Annotated in this window: 16 protein-coding genes; 2 read left to right on the top strand and 14 right to left on the bottom strand. The window is 69.6% G+C overall.

The window, feature by feature from the left end; genetic code table 11:
* Positions 1-19 precede the first annotated feature (19 nt).
* From rsfS to KVT44_RS00240, 5 genes are all read right to left on the bottom strand, one after another.
* Positions 20-463 (bottom strand): ribosome silencing factor, encoded by a 444-nt coding sequence (gene rsfS / locus KVT44_RS00260; RefSeq protein WP_054231941.1) that lies wholly within the window; start codon positions 461-463, stop codon positions 20-22.
* A 172-nt stretch (positions 464-635) separates the two neighbouring features.
* A complete protein-coding gene (locus KVT44_RS00255) occupies positions 636-2441 on the bottom strand; it encodes a LytR C-terminal domain-containing protein (RefSeq protein ID WP_217565654.1) in 1806 nt (601 codons plus the stop codon).
* Between the two features lie 25 nt (positions 2442-2466).
* Positions 2467-3201, bottom strand: coding sequence for a nicotinate-nucleotide adenylyltransferase (nadD, locus tag KVT44_RS00250; RefSeq protein WP_079065074.1), 735 nt, complete (start codon positions 3199-3201; stop codon positions 2467-2469).
* A 79-nt stretch (positions 3202-3280) separates the two neighbouring features.
* Positions 3281-3442 carry a hypothetical protein gene (locus tag KVT44_RS00245; protein WP_095854717.1) on the bottom strand — a complete coding sequence of 54 codons (162 nt, stop codon included), beginning with the start codon at positions 3440-3442 and terminating at the stop codon, positions 3281-3283.
* A 178-nt stretch (positions 3443-3620) separates the two neighbouring features.
* On the bottom strand, positions 3621-3779 hold the full coding sequence (locus KVT44_RS00240; protein ID WP_099922696.1) for a hypothetical protein: 159 nt from the start codon (positions 3777-3779) through the stop codon (positions 3621-3623).
* Positions 3780-3882: 103 nt separating this feature from the next.
* Between KVT44_RS00240 and KVT44_RS00235 the strand changes: the two genes are divergently transcribed.
* Positions 3883-5031, top strand: coding sequence for a M48 family metallopeptidase (locus KVT44_RS00235; protein WP_075032721.1), 1149 nt, complete (start codon positions 3883-3885; stop codon positions 5029-5031).
* Between the two features lie 136 nt (positions 5032-5167).
* Here the strand turns inward: KVT44_RS00235 and KVT44_RS00230 are convergent, their stop codons facing one another.
* From KVT44_RS00230 to proB, 5 genes are all read right to left on the bottom strand, one after another.
* Positions 5168-6235, bottom strand: coding sequence for a hypothetical protein (locus tag KVT44_RS00230; protein WP_190168838.1), 1068 nt, complete (start codon positions 6233-6235; stop codon positions 5168-5170).
* A 144-nt stretch (positions 6236-6379) separates the two neighbouring features.
* Positions 6380-7030, bottom strand: coding sequence for a hypothetical protein (locus KVT44_RS00225; RefSeq protein WP_217565653.1), 651 nt, complete (start codon positions 7028-7030; stop codon positions 6380-6382).
* A 62-nt stretch (positions 7031-7092) separates the two neighbouring features.
* A complete protein-coding gene (locus KVT44_RS00220) occupies positions 7093-8379 on the bottom strand; it encodes a glutamate-5-semialdehyde dehydrogenase (RefSeq protein ID WP_095854712.1) in 1287 nt (428 codons plus the stop codon).
* 61 nt (positions 8380-8440) lie between these two features.
* Positions 8441-8920 carry a hypothetical protein gene (locus KVT44_RS00215; RefSeq protein ID WP_099922692.1) on the bottom strand — a complete coding sequence of 160 codons (480 nt, stop codon included), beginning with the start codon at positions 8918-8920 and terminating at the stop codon, positions 8441-8443.
* Positions 8921-9124: 204 nt separating this feature from the next.
* Complete coding sequence (gene proB / locus KVT44_RS00210; protein WP_190169045.1) at positions 9125-10231, bottom strand: glutamate 5-kinase; 1107 nt, start codon at positions 10229-10231, stop codon at positions 9125-9127.
* Between the two features lie 280 nt (positions 10232-10511).
* Between proB and KVT44_RS00205 the strand changes: the two genes are divergently transcribed.
* A complete protein-coding gene (locus KVT44_RS00205) occupies positions 10512-11909 on the top strand; it encodes a polysaccharide pyruvyl transferase family protein (RefSeq protein WP_217565652.1) in 1398 nt (465 codons plus the stop codon).
* A gap of 82 nt (positions 11910-11991) precedes the next feature.
* Here the strand turns inward: KVT44_RS00205 and KVT44_RS00200 are convergent, their stop codons facing one another.
* The 4 genes from KVT44_RS00200 to KVT44_RS00185 form a co-directional block, all read right to left on the bottom strand.
* Complete coding sequence (locus tag KVT44_RS00200) at positions 11992-13197, bottom strand: glycosyltransferase family 2 protein (RefSeq protein WP_099922689.1); 1206 nt, start codon at positions 13195-13197, stop codon at positions 11992-11994.
* 229 nt (positions 13198-13426) lie between these two features.
* Positions 13427-15529 carry a CDP-glycerol glycerophosphotransferase family protein gene (locus tag KVT44_RS00195; RefSeq protein ID WP_229888793.1) on the bottom strand — a complete coding sequence of 701 codons (2103 nt, stop codon included), beginning with the start codon at positions 15527-15529 and terminating at the stop codon, positions 13427-13429.
* Between the two features lie 174 nt (positions 15530-15703).
* Positions 15704-17203, bottom strand: coding sequence for a bifunctional cytidylyltransferase/SDR family oxidoreductase (locus tag KVT44_RS00190; protein ID WP_067370042.1), 1500 nt, complete (start codon positions 17201-17203; stop codon positions 15704-15706).
* A 193-nt stretch (positions 17204-17396) separates the two neighbouring features.
* Positions 17397-18668, bottom strand: a complete 1272-nt coding sequence (locus KVT44_RS00185) for a hypothetical protein (RefSeq protein WP_254648778.1) — start codon at positions 18666-18668, stop codon at positions 17397-17399.
* Positions 18669-18670: the final 2 nt, after the last annotated feature.

Raw genomic sequence — 18670 nt, 5'->3', positions numbered from 1 at the left:
GCCTCGGCGCCCGCCGCGGTCACCGCAGCTCCCCGAATTCGACGGAGTCCTCCTCGGCCTGCAGCTTGGCGTGCTCGGCGGCCTTGCCGCGGGTGGCCTTGGCGTCGGCGGGCAGGTCAAGCTCCGGGCAGTCCTTCCACAGCCGCTCCAGAGCGTAGAAGACACGCTCCTCGCTGTGCTGCACGTGCACCACGATGTCGACGTAGTCGAGCAGTACCCAGCGGGCCTCGCGGTCGCCCTCGCGGCGCACCGGCTTGACGCCGAGCTCCTTGTTCAGCCGCTCCTCGATCTCGTCGACGATCGACTTGACCTGGCGGTCGTTGGGGGCGGACGCCAGCAGGAAGGCGTCGGTAATCGAGAGAACGTCGCTGACGTCGTAAGCGATGATGTCGTGCGCGAGCTTGTCTGCGGCCGCCTGCGCGGCGGTGGTGATGAGCTCGATGGAGCGGTCCGTGGCGGTCACTACGCGGCTTTCCGTCGGCGGTCAGTAATGACTCAAGGGTCTCACGGACCACCGACGGCACCCCACGCGTTTACGTGGCCACGTCCCGGGAGCCCCGGGACGTGGCGCCGACCACTCCGGAGGGTCACCCATGACCACTCTTCGTGATCACCCAGTGGAGTGGTCATGGTGATCACCCGGTGGAGGTGGTCACCTTGTAGTCCTGGCCGAGGACCACCGAGACGTCCGCGTTGGACGAGCCACTGCCCTTCTTCACGGTGCTGGTGGGCAGACCGAGGGTCTTCGCGACCTCGATGGCGTCGTTCTTCCTGGCGGCATCGGTGTACGTGATCTGGGACACGCTCTGGGCGGTGGCGGCGGTGCCGGAGTCCAGGAAGGTGTAGCCGCCGTTGACCAGAACGACGCGGGCCTTCTCGGTGGCGTCCTTGTTCCCGGTGGCGTTCTTGATGCCGACACGGACGGCGGCACCGGCGTCGGGACTCTTGGCGGTGCCGCCGAGGACGTCCTTGACCACGCTGTTGGTGGCGCTCTCGCTCAGAGTGCCGTCCTGCTGCACGGGCAGCAGTGCCGTTTTGTAGTCGCCGCCCTTGGCGAGGTCGGCGAGCTTGGCGAGGAAGGCGCCGAGGTCCTGGTCGGTCAGGGAGGGGTCGAGGATCTGCGCCAAGGTCTGCACGGTGGTTGTCGCGGCCTGCTTGTCCGAGGACAGCTTGCGCAGCACGCCCTGCATGACCTGCCCGAACCGCTCCAACTGCGCGTTCTGGGCTTCGCCGGAGGCCCGGTAGGTGGCGTAGGCGACGGCCATCTTGCCGCTGAGGGTCTGGTTCTCGCCCTTCTTCACGAGGGGCGCCTCGCCCTTCTTCTTCGCATCGGGGTCCGGCACATCGGCGTTGGTGGTGAGGTCGATGCTGCCGACGAGGTCGACGAGGTTGTTGAGGTAGGGGGTGTCGAGGCGCCAGGTGCCCTGGATATTGGTCCCGAGCACCGTGTCGATCGCGTCCCGGGTCCCGGAGGAGCCGTCGTCGCCGACGGACTTGGCGAGCGTGGTCGTCGAGCCGCTGTCATCCGTCAGGGCAAGGGAGTTGGGCAGCAGGACGGTGGTGCCCTGCTTGGTGGTGGTGTTGTCGACGAGCAGCGCCGTGGAGGTGCCGCCGCCCTTCGTGTTGTGCAGGTGGACGACGATCACGTCACGGTTCTGGGCACCCGTGGCCGTCGTCGCGGCGGACTTGCCGCCGGAGGAGGTGCCGGGCAGCTTCCCCGCGTACCAGAGGTAGCCGACGCCGCCGACCACGACCAGGGCGAGCACCACGACCAGGGCGACGACCCTGCTGCGGGCGCGGCGCTTGGCCTCCTCGCGGCGCTCGGTACGGTTCTCGGTGAAGTTGAGCCAGTCGATGACGTCTTCGGGCTCGGCTTCCTGCTCCTCGACGAAGGCGAACTGCTCGGTGCGGTAGTCCCGGTCGGTCCGGGGCTCGTTCTCCTCCGCGGGGCGCGCCTGCTGCGGGATGTACGCGGTCTGCTCGGCGACCCGGGGCTGCTGCCCGGTGCTCGTGCCCGCGGCGCCGGTCCCGCTCCGGGACTGACCCGCCTGCCCGGCCCGCCCCGTCTGCCCGGGCTGACCAGCCTGCCCCGTGTGCACCGTCTGCCCGTAGGGGTCGTACGACGGCGTCGTCCCGGCGGCTCCGGACGCGCCGGCTCCGTACGGGTCGTAGGGGTCGTAGGCGGGGACCGCGGTCTGCTGACCGGTGTCGTACGAGGACACGGGCTGCTGCTGACCGGTGTCATAGCCCCCCGCGTCGGCCGCGTAGGGGTCGTAGCCGTAGCCCTGGTGCTGCTGGGGCTGCTGCGGCTGCGCGTACGGGTCGTAGCCCTGTTGGGGCTGCTGGGGCGCCACCTGCCGGTACACAGGCTGCCCGAACTCGTCGTAGCCGACGAGCTCGTACTGGTCGCCGCCCGCGTATCCGTCGTATCGGTCGTTCACCGGTGCCCCTCTCGGCTCACTCGCCTCACTCGCCGCGGTACAGCTCACGCTTGTCGATGTAGCGCACCACACCGTCCGGCACCAGGTACCAGACGGGGTCGCCCTTGGCGACTCTCGCACGGCAGTCTGTGGAGGAGATGGCCAGCGCGGGAACCTCGACCAGCGAGACGCCGCCCTCCGGCAGGCCCGGGTCGGTCAGGGTGTGACCGGGCCGGGTGACTCCGATGAAGTGCGCGAGGGAGAACAACTCTTCCGCGTACCGCCAGGTGAGGATCTGACCGAGCGCGTCGGCACCGGTGATGAAGAACAGATCGGTGTCGGGGTTGAGGGCGCGCAGATCGCGCAGGGTGTCCGTGGTGTAGGTCGGGCCGCCGCGGTCGATGTCGATGCGGCTCACCGAGAACTGCGGATTCTCGGCGGTGGCGATGACCGTCATCAGGTAGCGGTCCTCCGCCGGTGAGACCTTCCGGTCGGACTTCTGCCACGGCTGCCCGGTCGGCACGAACACCACCTCGTCGAGGTGGAACTGCGCGGCGACCTCGCTGGCCGCCACGAGGTGCCCGTGGTGGATCGGGTCGAACGTTCCGCCCATGACGCCGAGGCGGCGCTTGCCCGGATTCGAGGGGCCGTTCCCGGGGCCGGTCGTCAGCCGACTCGCCCCGCCTCTCACTGGGCCGCCGAGCGCGTCACCCGCGGCGCCGCCGACGGCGCCGCTCTCCGTGTCACTCGCCGGACCGGTAGGCATGTCCTGCTCTCCCATGCGTGCAGACCCTACCGGCCCGGTCGACGGGCTCCGCCCGACAGGGGTCCCTGGGACGGCTCCGAACGGCCGAAAAGGCTCAGCGGTCGCGGTTGAAACGCGTGGTGATCCACAGCAGCAGGAGCAGCACGAACAGCGCGCCACCGCCGGTCAGGAACGGGTTGAGGCTCTCGTGGTTGCCCCCCTGCTCGCCCTCGGCGGCAACGGTGACCAACTGTGCAGCGGTGCTGTGGAAGCTCATCTCGGCAGGACCTATCCGGTGTGGGCGGGATAAAGACGTCGCCCCATCGTATGCGGGGGCCTCGGTCGCGATCACGCCGACTCCGCCGTTGGGGACGCCGGTTGCTCCGGCCTCCCCGGCCCACACAGCCTCGGTCGTGCGGCTTGTCCCCGCCTCAGCCGTGCCGCTTGTCCCCGCGTCAGTCGTCCCGCTTGTACCCGCGCAGCAGGAACCAGGCGGTCAGGCCCACCCCGACGATCATCACGATCAGCACGACACGGAGCAGATTGCCCGGGCCTTGCTTGTTTGCCGCGTTCGCGGCCTCGGTGAGCCAGGCGGCTGCGGGGATGTGCTCCATGGCGATGGACTCCTTCTCTGTACTGCCCGTCCACGTTATCTCCGCCTAGGCTGGGCCGTGCCTTGGGGGCACAAAGGGCACTCAGACGCACATGGGGGAACACATGTCCGACAACGGCCACCAGCAGAACGGGCACGAGAACGTGCCGAGCAGGCAGCGCAGGCGCTTCGAGGGGATCTCCTCGCGCACCTACGAACACCCGGCGGACCGCTCGGCCCTGGTGGCCCTGCGCAAGCTCAGCGGCTTCGACACGGTCTTCAAGGCCCTGAGCGGCCTGCTGCCCGAGCGCAGCCTGCGGCTGCTGTTCCTGTCCGACTCGGTGCGCGTCTCGGACGCCCAGTTCGCGCACCTCAACACGATGCTGCGGGACGCCTGTCACATCCTGGACCTGGAGAAGGTCCCGCCGATGTACGTCGCCCAGGACCCGCAGCCGAACGCGATGTGTATCGGCCTGGACGAGCCGATCATCGTCGTGACGACCGGGCTCGTCGAGTTGCTGGACGAGGAGGAGATGCGGGCCGTCGTCGGGCACGAGGTCGGCCACGCGCTCTCCGGCCACGCCGTCTACCGCACAATCCTGCTCTTCCTGACCAATCTCGCGCTCCGGGTGGCCTGGATCCCGCTGGGCAACATCGCGATCATGGCGATAGTGACCGCGCTGCGCGAGTGGTTCCGCAAGTCGGAGCTGTCGGCCGACCGGGCGGGGCTCCTCGTCGGGCAGGACCTGAAGGCCTCGATGCGCGGCCTGATGAAGCTCGCGGGAGGAAATCACCTGCACGAGATGAACGTGGACGCGTTCCTCGAACAGGCCGAGGAGTACGAGGCCGGGGGCGACCTGCGCGACTCCGTGCTCAAGATCCTCAACACCCTCCCCCGCACACACCCCTTCACCACCGTGCGCGCCGCCGAGCTGAAGAAGTGGGCCGAGTCCCGCGACTACCAGCGGATCATGGACGGTCACTATCCGCGGCGCACCGAGGACAAGGAGACCTCGGTCTCGGACTCCTTCCGGCAGTCGGCGGCGAGCTACGCCACGGACGTCAAGAACTCCAAGGACCCGCTGATGAAGCTGGTCAGCGACATCGCGGGGGGCGCGGGCGACCTCGGCGGGCGGGTGCGGCGCGGGTTCGGAGGCTTCGCCGGCGGCACCCCGAAGGACCAGACCGCCCCGAACGACCAGACCACCCCCGAGGACCGGACCTCGCCGAAGGACCAGCCGCCCCGGGACAGCACCCCCGAGGACGACGACTGACACGCACCCGCGGACGACGACTGACACGCACGGGAGCCGGGGACACGACGGTCACGGTCAGAACTTTGGGCGTCGGACCTGCGGCTGTCAGACCATCCATCGGCCGCCAGAGTGACGGCCGCCAGACCTTCGGCCGTCAGACCCTCGGCTGCGAGCTCGTCGCCAGTGAGCCACACAGTGCCGTCGCGCTGCCCGTCGCGTACGGGTCGGTGCCGGCCGGGCCGCCCGCCTTCGCCGTCTGGCCCGCGAGCAGCGGGTGCAGATGGGTCACCGAGTCCTCGGAGCAGGCGAGCGGTCCGGCCTGGACGTAGGAGACGACCACCTCGGCCTGGTGCATGCGCAGGTCGTCGCGGTCGAAGCGGAACTGCAGCTCGCGCCGGACGGTGAACAGCGAGGCCTTCGCGTTGACGTCCGAGCCGGCCGGCTTCAGGGCGTACACGAAGGTGTGGTCGGCGACGACCTCAAGGGTGCTGGAGTCGAACTCGGCGGCCTGAAGGGTGCCCTGCACCCTGATCCTGGAGTCCGCGAGCTGGGCGCGGGTGGGATCGAAGCGGACCAGCCAGCCGGTGGGCGCGTGCCGACCGTCGGCGGCCGGGTGGTCGAAGCTCTGGTCGAACTGGTCGAGCTGCTGGGGCGCGAGCAGGATCCGCACGGGCCGGTTGGTGACGCCCGTGAGCACCTCCGGGTCGAGCGAGGACTTCACGAGGTAGTCCTTGGCGGTGGTCAGGGCGGCCACGACCTGGCTGTCGGAGAAGTGCGCGGTGCGCCGGTAGGCGGGCAGCGCGATGCCGTCGGCGCCGACGGCGAACTGGGCGGCCGGGCTGTGCGCGTACAGCTCCTCGGCGCTCGTGGCCCCCGGGACGGCGGTCTGGGGCGCCAGGGGTATGACGGTCATCCGCAGCGGCTCGGGGGGCTGGGCGGCCGGGCTCTGGTAGGGGTGCCGCACGCCCATGTAGATCGCGGTGCCGAAGGCGACGGCGATCAGCAGGACCAGGATCAGCGCCTGCCGGGGCAGACCGCGCTGGAGGGTGGGGCGGCGGCGTACGGCCGGGGCGTGGTCGGCCATCCGCTCCTGCGCGGAGAACTCCTGGAGGCGGGCAGCACGGACGAACGACTCGTCGAAGACGACGGATCGGTATTCGTCCTCTCCACCAGCGGGAGCGCCCTCGGGTGTCCCCTCAGGTGGGTCTCCAGGCCCGCCCATACCTTCAGGGTAGGTCTCCGGGGGCTCAGGTAAACGCCGTGGTACACGACAACTTCTGACAGGTTCTCACCAGGATCGCCAAGGACCGTCGCGATCGTCAGAATGTTCGAAGGGTCGTCAGGGGCGGCGCGGGCGCCACGGGTGTCAGGGCGTTTTGGGAACCGCGGACACGGCCGAATGGGAGTACTCGGCCGAAGCGGAGGGGCCGGTGCCGGTGACCTTGTCCTGGCCTTGTTCGAGGCCCGTGGAGGCGGGTGGCGGGACCTGGTCCTGACGGCCCGAGGAGGCCCCTCGGTAGACCGCCGTGAAGGCCAGGGCGACCATGCCCACGCCCATCACGAGGGCGAGCACCCAGGCGACGGGGCGGTGCCAGCGGGCCTGTTTTCCGTAGGCCCTGCCGTATCTGCCGTACGAGCCCGGCGCTCCGTAGCGGCCTTCGAGGATCTCGGTGTCGTCGAGGTCGTCCAGGTCCGGGTCATGGCCGTAATCGCCAGGGCCGTCGGGCCCGAACCCGTCCTCGTAGCGCTCGTCGTCGCCACGGGCACCCCGGGAGTGCGCCCGGCGCGCCTCGGCCTCTGAGGCCTCCGCGCGGGCCTGCGCGGCTGCTAGGAGGCGTTCGACGGCGGTCGGCTCATGGATCACCGCCGCACGTACGAAGTCCTCGTCGAAGACCACGGAGGCGAACTCTTCGTCCGCACCCCCGCGGTCGCGGTCGTCGTCGGGCTCCCAGCCGTCAGGGAACGGCGTGCCCCCCACGTCCTCCGGCACGGATCCAGAGTAGACCTGGGGGGTCATTTTGGGCAGACGGTATGGAAATTCATCCGCCTGACGAGACGCGGCTCACGCGGAGCGCGGGCTCAGCGCCGGATGTGTCCGTCGCCCGTGACGATGTACTTGGTGCTCGTCAGCTCCGGCAGCCCCATCGGTCCCCGCGCGTGCAGCTTCTGCGTGGAGATGCCGATCTCGGCGCCGAAGCCGAACTGGCCGCCGTCGGTGAAGCGGGTCGAGGCGTTCACGGCGACCGTGGTGGAGTCCACCAGTTGGGTGAAGCGGCGGGCGGCCTGCTGCGAGGTGGTGACGATGGCCTCGGTGTGGCCGGAGGTCCACAGCCGGATGTGTTCGACGGCCCGGTCGAGCGAGTCGACGACGGCGGCGGCGATGTCGTACGAGAGGTACTCGGTCTCCCAGTCCTCGGGCGTGGCCTCGACGACGGTGGCCTTGGAGTCCTTGGCATAGGCGAGGACGCGCTCGTCGGCGTGCACGGTGACCCCGGCGTCCGCGAGGGCGTCCAGGGCGCGCGGCAGGAACTCGGGGGCGATGTCCTGGTGCACGAGGAGCGTCTCGGCGGAGTTGCAGACGCTGGGCCGCTGCGCCTTGGAGTTGATCAGGATGTCGATCGCCATGTCGAGGTCGGCGTTGGCGTCGACGTACACGTGGCAGTTGCCCGTGCCGGTCTCGATGACGGGGACGGTGGATTCCTGGACGACCGTGCGGATCAGCGAGGCGCCGCCGCGCGGGATGAGGACGTCGACCAGACCGCGGGCACGCATCAGCTCGCGCACCGACTCGCGGCCCTCGCCGGGCACCAGCTGGATGGCGTCGGCGGGCAGTCCGGCGCCGCCCACGGCGTCGCGCAGCACCCGGACCAGCGCGGTGTTCGACTCGAAGGCCGAGGAGGAGCCGCGCAGCAGGACGGCGTTGCCGGACTTCAGGCAGAGGGCGGCGGCGTCGACCGTGACGTTCGGGCGGGCCTCGTAGATGATCCCGACGACGCCGAGCGGGACGCGCACCTGGCGCAGGTCGATGCCGTTCGGGAGGGTCGAGCCGCGCACGACCTCGCCGACCGGGTCGGGCAGCGAGACGACGTCCCGTACGTCCGAGGCGATGGCGCGCACGCGCTCGGGCGTGAGCGTGAGCCGGTCGATGACGGTCTCGCTGGTGCCGGCCTCGCGGGCGCGCGCGATGTCCTTGGCGTTGGCCGCGACGATCTCGCTCGTACGGACCTCCAGCGCGTCCGCGATCGCGAGCAGCGCGTCGTCCTTCTCGGCCCGCGGCAGGGGTGCGAGATCGGCGGCGGCGGCCTTGGCGCGGTAGGCGGCCTGGGTGACCGGGGACATCGAGTCGTACGGCGAGAGCGTGGTCATATCGGAAGGGTAGTGCGCCGGACGGACCCGTCCAGCGGCTGTCCCACACCCCGAGACAGGGTCAAAAGGGATGGACTCCGACCGGAGTGGCCGGAAGTGGCCCATACCCCTCCGCGATCCGCTGGTGGTACGTCTCGCGGTCGATGACCTCCAGGCCGACGATCTCCCAGGGCGGGAGCTTGGCGGTCTGGCGGTGTTCGCCCCACAGGCGCAGGGCGACGGCCGCCGCGTCGTGCAGGTCGCGGGCTTCTTCCCAGTAGCGGATCTCCGCGTGGTCGTTGGCGTAGCGGCTGGTCAGCAGGAACGGGTGGTCGTGGGCCAGCTGTTCGAGGGCACGCCTGACCTCCTTCAGCGGGGCCTCGCCGCCCGAGACGCTCAGCGTGACGTGCCACAGCCGGGGCTGGTCGGCCGGCTTCTCGCGCTCGTAGGTGTCACCGGCCGCGACGCTCGTCAGGGCCCGTTCCTCGCCCGCCGCGCGGGAAGCCGGACCACCCGCCCGGGAGGCGGCACCGCCGCGGGACGCCGCCGCCCCAGGGCGCACTCGTCTCACGACGGCCTCCTTTTCGCAATGGTCCGCAATGGTCGTACTGCATCGGGCTGCACCGGGGTCTCCCCGCAACAAAGTTCAGCAGGTGGGGAGCCGCCGTGTGGCGCTTTTACACAACGTCCCCCGGCGGGGGCCTCGGAATCGGCCTTTTACGGGTGTACTGGACAGCTGTTTCAGAGGCGGTGCGGAACGGGCGTCTTACGGATGCAGGAGCACGAGGTCGTCCCTGTGTACGACCTCGCGTTCGTACTCCGGGCCCAGCTCGCGGGCCAGCTCGCGGGTCGAGCGCCCGATGAGCTGGGGAATCTCCTTGGCGTCGAAGTTCACCAGACCTCGTGCGACCGCCCGTCCCGTACTGTCTCGCAGCTCGACGGGGTCGCCCGCGGTGAAGTCGCCCTCGACGGCCGCGATACCCGCCGGCAGCAGCGAGGTGCGCCGGTCGACGACCGCGCGCACGGCCCCGTCGTCCAGGACGAGCGCGCCCTGCGGGGTCGAGGCGTGCTGCAGCCACAGCAGTCGGTCGGCGGAGCGCTTGCCGGTGGGGTGGAAGTACGTGCCGGTGTCGCCGCCCGCGAGGGCCTCGGCGGCGTGCACGGCGGAGGTGAGCACCACGGCGATGCCCGCGGCCGCCGCGATCCGGGCCGCCTCGACCTTGGTGACCATGCCGCCGGTGCCGACGCCCGCCTTGCCCGCGGTGCCGATGTCGACGTGCGCGAGGTCCCCGGGTCCGCGGACCTCCGCTATCCGCGAGGTGCCGGGCCTGCTGGGGTCACCGTCGTACACGCCGTCCACGTCGGAGAGCAGGACCAGCAGGTCGGCCCGGACGAGGTGGGCGACGAGCGCGGCGAGCCGGTCGTTGTCGCCGAAGCGGATCTCGTCCGTGGCAACGGTGTCGTTCTCGTTGACGACCGGCAGGGCGCCCATCGCGAGGAGCTTGTCGAGGGTGCGGGCGGCGTTGCGGTGGTGGGCGCGCCGGCTGGTGTCGTCGGCGGTGAGGAGCACCTGCCCGACACGGACGCCGTGGCGGGCGCAGGAGGCGGTGTAGCGAGCGACCAGGAGGCCCTGGCCGACGCTGGCGGCGGCCTGCTGCCGGGCCAGGTCCTTGGGGCGGCGGCGCAGCCCGAGCGGGGCGAGGCCGGCCGCGATGGCGCCGGACGAGACGAGGATGATCTCCTTCTCGCCGCCGCTGCGGTGCTTGGCGAGGACGTCGACGAGCGCGTCGACACGGTCGGCGTCGAGTCCGCCCGCGGCCGTGGTCAGCGAGGAGGAACCCACCTTGACGACGATTCTGTGAGCCCCGGCCACGGCCTGCCTCGCTCCTGCCACCTGGCCTGCCATGTGCCCAGTCACCTGCCCTGCCACCTGCGGTGTGTCCCCTCGCGTCGGTCCCGCCCGGCAATCTACGCGAAGGGGCGGGGATGGCGCCCGCCGGTCCAGCCTGCGGACGGCGCCCGACCCTCGTGATCACCGGGGCGTAGCCGCTCGCTCACGTCCCGCGTATGCAAAAAAGGTTGTGCGGGTTCCTCATAGGACTTAAAGATGACGCAAAGATAAGTTGACCAACGTGGCATCTAATGTTCATCCGGTGAAGCGCATACTCCTGAGATCAGGGAAAAGCCCGTACGACGTCGTCCCTGTGGAGCAGGCTCTCCACCAGGACGTCATCGCCACCAACGCGGGAAACCTGATCTTCAGCGACGCCGCGCACAAGATCCTCGAGACTCCTCGCGCCGAGGTCGTGTCGAACGGCATCCGTACCAACGTCGCCGCCGCGGGCCGCATCAACGAGGAGTACGACGCCTTCGTCGTTCCGCTGGCCAACGCGTTCCGGCCCTCGTTCGAGCCCCAGCTCAGGCGGCTGACGCAGCTCATCAGCAAGTTGAAGATCCCGGTGGTCGTGCCGGGCATCGGCGCGCAGACCGGTCTGGACTACAACCCGGCCAGGCTGAAGCCCATGGAACCGGCCGTCCGGGAGTTCGTCGGCGCGGTGCTCGAGCGCAGCGCGTCCATCGGGGTGCGCGGCGAGTTCACCGAGCGGTACCTGAAGGACATGGGCTTCCGTGACGTCGAGGTCATCGGCTGTCCGTCGATGTTCATGTACGGCAGGGAGCTCGACGTACGCAAGAACGCGCCCGCGCTCGGTCCCGAGTCCCGGGTCGCGATCAACGGCTCGCACAGTGCGGTGAAGTCCCAGGGCCTGGACGGGGTCATCCGCCGGGCGCACGGCCGCTACCCCCACCTGCGGTTCGTCGGACAGAACCTCAGCGACGCCCGCCAGCTGCACTGGCGCGACCTGTCGGATCCGAACGGTTCCGTCACCGCGATGCCCACGCACCCGGATCACCCGATGTACCGCGAGGACAAGGTCCGTGTGTACATCGACCCCGTGACCTGGATCGACGACCTGCGGGGCTTCGACTTCTCGTTCGGCTCCCGCATCCACGGCAATATCGCGGCGCTGCTGGCGGGTACGCCCGCGACCGTGCTGTGCGGCGACTCGCGCACCCTCGAGCTGTGCCGCTACTTCGGCGTCCCGCACCGCAGGATCAACGCGCTGCCGCAGGACCTCGACCCGGCCGAGCTGTACGCGGAGGCGGACTTCGGCGCGCTCACCGGCGGCCACCAGGAGCGCTTCGACCGCTTCATGGGCTTCCTGGAGCGCAACGGCCTGGAGAACACGTTCACGCACGGCGACGGGGGCGCGGCGCACGAGAAGCGGCTGCGCTCGCTCGCCTTCCCGGCCGGCATCCGCCCCTGGAACGACGCCGACGTCGCCTCGCTGACCAGCCGGTTCGGCTGGCTCCAGACCCGTATCGGCGAACTGTCCACGGACAACGCGAAGCTCAAGCGCGAACTCGACAAGGCCCGCAAGACCGCCGCGAAGCCGGCGGCCGCGACGGCGCCGCAGCGCTCCGTCTACCGGATCGCCCGGCGAGCGGTGGGGCGCCCGCTGCGGAAGGCCCTGCAGGCGGGGCGCCAGTAGCCCTCATCGGCGGTCTTGGTGGCCAGGTGGTTCATCGAACGCCCGTTCCGTGGCCCTCCGGGCCGCGGAACGGGCCTCTTCGTCAGCCCGCGCGGCGCGGTCCGAGGATCTTGCGCGCCATCTTGCGGGCGGTGCGCATGCCCGGGAAGTGGGCGGCGGGGGGGAACTTGAAGCTCTCGATGGTGACCGTCTCGCGGGACGTCGGGATGAACCAGCCGTCCGGGAGCGGCGCCGCCTTGTCCCGGAAGTGCGGGTAGGCGAGGTAGGCCTTGCGGCTGCGCGGGTCCACGTGGAGGGTGGGCGCCTTCTTCTTCTTGATGAAGTCCAGGACGTCCACCAGCAGGTCGCCCCGGCCCTGACCGGCGAGGTTCACCCGGAGCCGCTCGTTGACCTTGAGGCGGTTCGCGACCCCCTCGGTCCAGTACGCGTCGATCAGCGGCTTGGCCAGCACGAGCTTGTTCTGTCTGACCTCCTCGTCGTCTCTGAGGAAGACGGGGCCGAACTGCGGCAGCAGCGTGACGAGGAAGGGGCGGACCATCAGGCCGTCGCGGCGCTTGCCCGCGGGCACGTGCTCGGCGATCAGGCCCATCAGGGCGCGGGCGGAGTCGAAGCGCAGGGTGTAGCTGCCGCTCTTGGTGACGTGCTTTCCGTCGTCGCGGCCGACGAGGTAGTAGCAGTCGTAGTCGGCGACCACGGAGACGCCGTCGGCGCGGAGGTAGGCCTCCATGGTGAAGAGGGCGTCCTCGCCGGTCTTCAGCGACTCGTCGAAGTGCATGTCGTGCCGGGTGAGCAGCTCGCGCCGGAAGAGCTTCTGCGCGCTGAGCGTGAACTTGATCTGCGAGGAGAAGACGTCCGTACGGGGCTGGTTCTTGCCCCACATCGACTTGGGGGCGTTGCGGTTGACGCCGATGACCTTGCCGAGCACGACGTCCGTGCCGTGCTCGTCGGCCATGGCGACCATGCGCTCCAGGGCCTCGGGGCCGAAGTAGTCGTCGGCGTCGAGGAAGAAGACGAACCGGCCCCGGGCCTTGTCGAGGCCGACGTTGCGCGGGCCGCTGGGGCCGCCGGAGTTGGCCTGCCGGATCACCGTGACGGCCATGGCCGCACGCTCCGCGAACTCCTCGAGGTACTCGCCGGTGCCGTCCTTCGACCCGTCGTCGACGGCGATGACCTCGATACGAGCGGGGTCGAGCGTCTGGGCCTCGACCGACTCCAGGCACTTGACCAGGTAGGGCATGGCCTCGTACGCCCCGATGATCACGCTCACATCAGGCTGCGTCACGGTCACGTTTCTCCATTGTCATCCGAACATTTCCCCCGTATCAGCTCAAGGGCTACCTCAAAGACGGTTGAAAGTACGAAGAGGTTGCCTCACCGGACCCCAAATGTGATGCGGTTCACAGGTTTACGGGGAACGGGACAGGGCCCGGCCCCGAGGATGCTCCTCGGGGCCGGGCCCTGTCACTGACTACTCGGAGAGATGGCTACTCGGCGAGGCGACTGCTCGGCGAGGTGGATCAGCCCTTGACGGCCGCGCCGCCCGTCTCGTCCGCCGAGGCCTTGCGCTGCCCGGGAACCCCGTTCGCGAGCTCCACGGCGGCGGCCGACGCACCGGTCTCCTGGCCGAGGTTGCGCGCCCGGGACTTCTTCGCGAGGTCGCGCACCGCGGCGTTGAACTGGTCGATCGACGCCGGCTCGTCCGGGCCGAGCAGGTACTCCTTCAGCTCCCGGCGGTCGGCGGCGAGCGCGTCCGAGGACGGGTCGGTGACCTCGGCGAGCAGCTCGCCCAGCTCACTCGCCGAGTTCGACAGGATCACGGCGGCACGCACCGCGGTGTTCTGCCGCTTGAACTCCTCGACGCCCAGCTCCGCGGAGTCCGTGACCGCGTAGGGCTTGCCGCTCGCGATGAAGTCGGAGACCACGGACGAGATGTCGGAGACCATCGCGTCGGAGACGTTGAAGCAGTCGTACAGGCGCGGCTCGGCGCCCGTGATGACCCGGTGCTCCCAGCTGCCGAACGAGCGCCAGTAGGCGTCGTTCCACTCGGTGCGCAGCCGGGCGACCTCGGCGTGCGCGGCCGTGTCGACCAGGCCGTCGCGGGTGGCCTCGGCCTCGTCACCACTCTCGGTGACGCCGGTCAGCTTCTCGATGCGAGCCCCGATGCGGGCCAGCTCCGCCTTGGCCGCGGACTGGGCCGCCGCGTCGACGGTGAAGCGCGGGTCGGCGGCGCGCTCGGCGGCCGCCTTCTCGACCAGCGCGACGATCTTCTCGTGCGCGGTCTTGGCCTGCGGGCTGCGGGTGCCGGTGAACGGGTGCGGCTTGTAGAGGACGCGGACGGGCTGCTCGGCCTTCAGCAGCGCGCGCACGATGTTGGCGCCCGCCAGCAGGATCGAGGTGTTGCCCGGGTTGTCGTCCCAGCCCTCCCAGGTGGGGGCGTACAGGATCGTGGGGACACGTCCCTCGGGCACGCCCCGCCAGGTCTGGATCGGCGCGAGCTGCGGGCGGCCGACCTCCGCTATGTCGTCGTCCCGGACACCGACGTCGGCGATGGCGTAGCGGTCGCGGCCCGCGCGACCGGCGGTCCACACCTCGTCGTACGCCTTGCTGAACGGGTTGACGCTGGCCAGCTTGTCGCTGTCACCGTGGCCGATGAAGACGTGCTTCATGGTCGGGACGCGCAGCATGTGGATGTTCTTGCCGACGTTCGCCGCGTACAGCGCGACGCGCACCGTGGACAGGTCCATGTTCATCAGGTGCACTCCCCCGGGCACGCAGATGACCGGCACCGTGGTGGGCGCCATGCGCTCCAGGATGGCGCGCTCGCGCAGGATGATCAGCGGCCGGGTGTCCAGCTGCTCCATCGTCTCCAGCCACATGTTGACCTGGTACGCCGAGTCCTTGGAGCCCGAGAAGTACAGCACCGTCTCCGGGCGGTACTCGCGCAGCCAGCCGTCGACCGACGCAAGGACCGTGTCCGCGTTGGGCGGTGTCTTCTTGCCGCGGATGTACGGGACGAGCGCGACGACGTAGACGAACGCCAGCACCAGCGTGGCCGCGATGCCCACGAAGCCGTACACGTTGGTGTCGGTGGCTCCGGTGACGAGGACGCCGGCGACGGCCAGCAGGTCGAGGTGGAGCATCTTCTCGGCGGCCCGGTCGAGCAGGGTGCGCGGCGGTGCGTCCGGGATGCGGATGCGCGAGGCCAGGTCGACGTTGCGGGTGGCGACCGGCATCTTGCGGCGCAGCCGGATCATGGTGATCAGCGCGCTGTGCGGGGCCTGGAAGCCGTAGAAGGCGAGGAAGCACGCGATCGCCGCGTAGAAGACCATGCTGTCGGACAGGTCAAGGCGCGCGAGCAGCAGGACCAGCAGCAGCTGTCGGATCAGGAACCTGATGGACAGACCGGCGCGCACCTTGCTGAGGCGGTTGACCAGATAGCTGCCGCGCCGGTGCAGATAGTGGTCCGCCAGGTACGTCACAGCGGCCGCGGCCGCGAAGGCACCGACGCTCGGGATGAGCGCGGCCAGCATCAGGCAGGGGAAGCCCAGCATCATGAGGGCCGCCGCGGCCAACTCGGCCGCACTGCCCACCCGGGCAACGCGTATAGCGGTGGATATCACGGATAAACCTGCTCTTGGGGGGTGTGTGCCGGTTTTGTTACTGCTTGATTAACTAAAAGGGCCTTGCGGGCGATCGCGGACAATCCGGGAATTTTACGGACTCAGGCCTCTGTGAATACGCGGCAAACGCGCAGACTCAGAGGCCTGAATTCCAAGAAAACTAATGGGTGTTAATTATGCCACGCCGTCCTGACGGTCCAGCACGCTGGCCAGCGCCGCTTCGAATCCGGAGGCCAGTCCGGCGCCGGCGGTCGGGTCCTGCTGGCGTACGTCGATGACATGACCGGTCATTTCGGACAGGAGGACGTCGAGCGAGGTGCGCGCGACCGCCTCGGAGGAGAGCAGCGAGCCCGCGGGCTCCTGACCGAAGGCCTTGGTGCGCATCGGGGTCGCGGTGCGCTCGGGGTTGATGCAGTTGACGCGGATGCCGTCGCCGGCCCACTCGTCGGACAGCGCCTGGGTGAGGTTCACCATGGCGGCCTTGGTGGAGGAGTAGAGGCTGTACTCGGCGCGGCCGCGGGTGTAGCTGCTGGAGGTGTAAAGCAGCAGCTGGCCGTTGGTCTCGGCGAGGTACTTGTACGCGGAGCGGGCGATCTGCACCGGGGCCAGGTAGTTGACCTTCAGCGCTTCCTCGATCGTCGCGTTGTCCGTCTCCGCGAGCTTGCCTATGCGCAGCACCCCGGCGGTGTTGATGACGTAGTCGATGCGCCCGGTCTCGGCGTACGCCGTGGACAGCGCGTCGTCGACCTCCTCCGGGTTCTCGACGTGGGTGCCGGTGGTCGAGCGGCCGAGCGCGTAGGTCTTCGCGCCGTAGCCCTCCGCGAGTTCGGCTATGTCCTTGCCGATGCCGTACGAACCGCCGAAGACCACCACGGTCTTGCCGCTGAGCAGCTCGCGGTAGGCGGCCTCGTCGGCCTGCTCGGGGGCGGCGGTGGAGGCCAGCTGGAAGAGCTTGTCGGCGATGAAGACGTCGACGGGCTGGGTGACCTTCATGTTGTACTCGTCGCCCGCGACGACGTGGATCGGCACGTCCGGCAGGTACTTGAGGACGACCGAGCAGTCGTCGGTGGCCTGGAAGTTGGGGTCGCCTGCCGCGACCTCGTAGGCGCGACGGATCGTGGACAGCTTGAAGGCCTGGGGCGTCTGGCCGCGGCGCAGCCGGGAGCGGTCCGGGATCTCGGTGATGAACTCGCCGTCCTCGCCGTGGGTGCGGGTCACGATGATCGTGTCCGCGGAGGGGATGGCGACGTCGACGGCCTGGTAACGCTCCAGGGCCGTGACGCAGTCGTCTATGACGCGCTCGGACAGCAGCGGGCGCACGGCGTCGTGGAAGAGGACGTTGGCGTCCTCGCCCTCGGCCAGCCCCTCGCCGAGGGCGGCGATCGCGCGCTCGGTGGTCTCGTTCCGCGTCGAGCCGCCCTCGATCACCTTGGTGACCTTCTTCAGCCCCGCCTTCGCGACGATCTTCTCGACGTCCGGCACATAACCGGGAGCCATCAGCACGATGATGTCGTCGATCGACTCGGCCTGTTCGAAGGTGGTCAGCGTGTGCTCGATGACCGCCTTGCCTGCGATCTTCAGCAACTGCTTCGGAATCGACAGACCCACGCGCTGACCGGTGCCGCCGGCCAGGATCACTGCGGTGGTACGGGGCTTGGCAAAGTGCTCAGACACAGGTGACCTACCTTGGGGCGACAGGGAACTTTGGGATGCTCCCACTTTCCGTTACTGCCATGCAAGGTGAGCGCCCTCTGCTGCTTATGTGCACGCAACCGGCTATTCACCTTGCAGGCAGGTCTCTTCCGAGATCCCGAACCGTATTGTCCGGATTTGCTGTGAGTAACTGCACACGTTTTACGTGCGCTCTTCACGCCCGCTTCAGACGCTTGAGGACCCGGTGACCGAGAACCCGGACGAGTTCCTTGGACGGGGTCTGGTGAACCGAGCGCACGGACGCGGGGGGATACGCGGGAGTCGCGGCCGCCACGGCGAGCGCCCCGTACAGCGCGTGGGCCGCCACCTCCGGATCGATCCGCGGCGATGCCGTCTCCTCGGCGCTCGCGACGCTGGGTACGACGGACAGCAACGCCGGGTCACCGAGCACCCGCACGCCCATGGCGGCGATCCGCCCGGCCATCTCCGCGCCGATATCGGCGGCCGCCTCCAGCGCCCAGCGGGGCGTGCTGATCCGCGCGTCGTCCGGGGCCGGGCGGCAGGCGTTCTTCATATGCATGACGGCGCCGCCACGCACCATCCTGGAATACACCTCGTCGGGCAGCCCATTGCCGCGGAACTCCATATTGAGTTTCCGCAGCATTTCGGTCTCGGCGAGCGTGAGTGAGCGATTGGCCGTGTCCGGCACCGGCACCAGGAGACCGTCGGGCAGGCCGAGGAGGGATTCGAAGGTGCGCATCAGACCGTCGCGGTCGCGGTCGTCGACCACCACGACGGTGACGTTCTCGGCGCCGACGACCCGCACCCAGCGCTCGACGAGCCGGTCGTGGCGGTGGCGGCGCCAGAAGCTCGGATTGGGCTTCTCGTACGGGGCCTTGCGCAGCATGTGCTCGAGCCAGTCCTCGTAGCCCATGCGCAGACCGTTCTGCACGTACTGCTGCCACTGCGAGGGCATGATCTTCGCCAGCGGCCGCAGGGTGACCAGGACATGAACCCGGCCCTGGTCCCGGCCCTGGTCCCGGCTCTGATCCCGGCTCTGATCCCGCCCCTGGCCCCGGCCGAGGTCGTCGACGATCCGGGCGATGGCCTCGTCGTCGGGCGCGTCGGCGAAGAACTCGCTGCTGACCACCGAGGTGCGCCTGCCGGTGGCGTGCACCGCGTCGACGAGCCGCTGCCAGTGCCTGTCGGTGGGCTTGGCGTCGCCCATCATCCCCGGCCGGGCGCAGACCGCGAGGGCGGCTTCCATCGGGTGCCTGCTGTGGGCCGGGAAGTCGACGCCGTGCCCGGCCATCGCGTCCTTCGCCGCGAACAGGGCGCTCTGAATCGACGTGGTCCCGGTCTTGTGCGGGCCGATGTGCAGCAGCCGGGTGCCGGGGGGCAGCAGTGTGGGGGCGCTCTTCGGGGCGGTTTCGCCGGTCTCCGCCTCAGGGGCCGCCGAGTCGTGATGCGTACAGTCGGTCTCCATGG

Origin of the sequence: Streptomyces sp. GbtcB7 (assembly GCF_019091445.1) — a bacterium.
Lineage (GTDB): Bacteria > Actinomycetota > Actinomycetes > Streptomycetales > Streptomycetaceae > Streptomyces > Streptomyces mirabilis.
The sequence above is the reverse complement of the archived record's forward strand: the minus strand, read 5'-3'. Positions and strand labels throughout refer to the sequence as shown.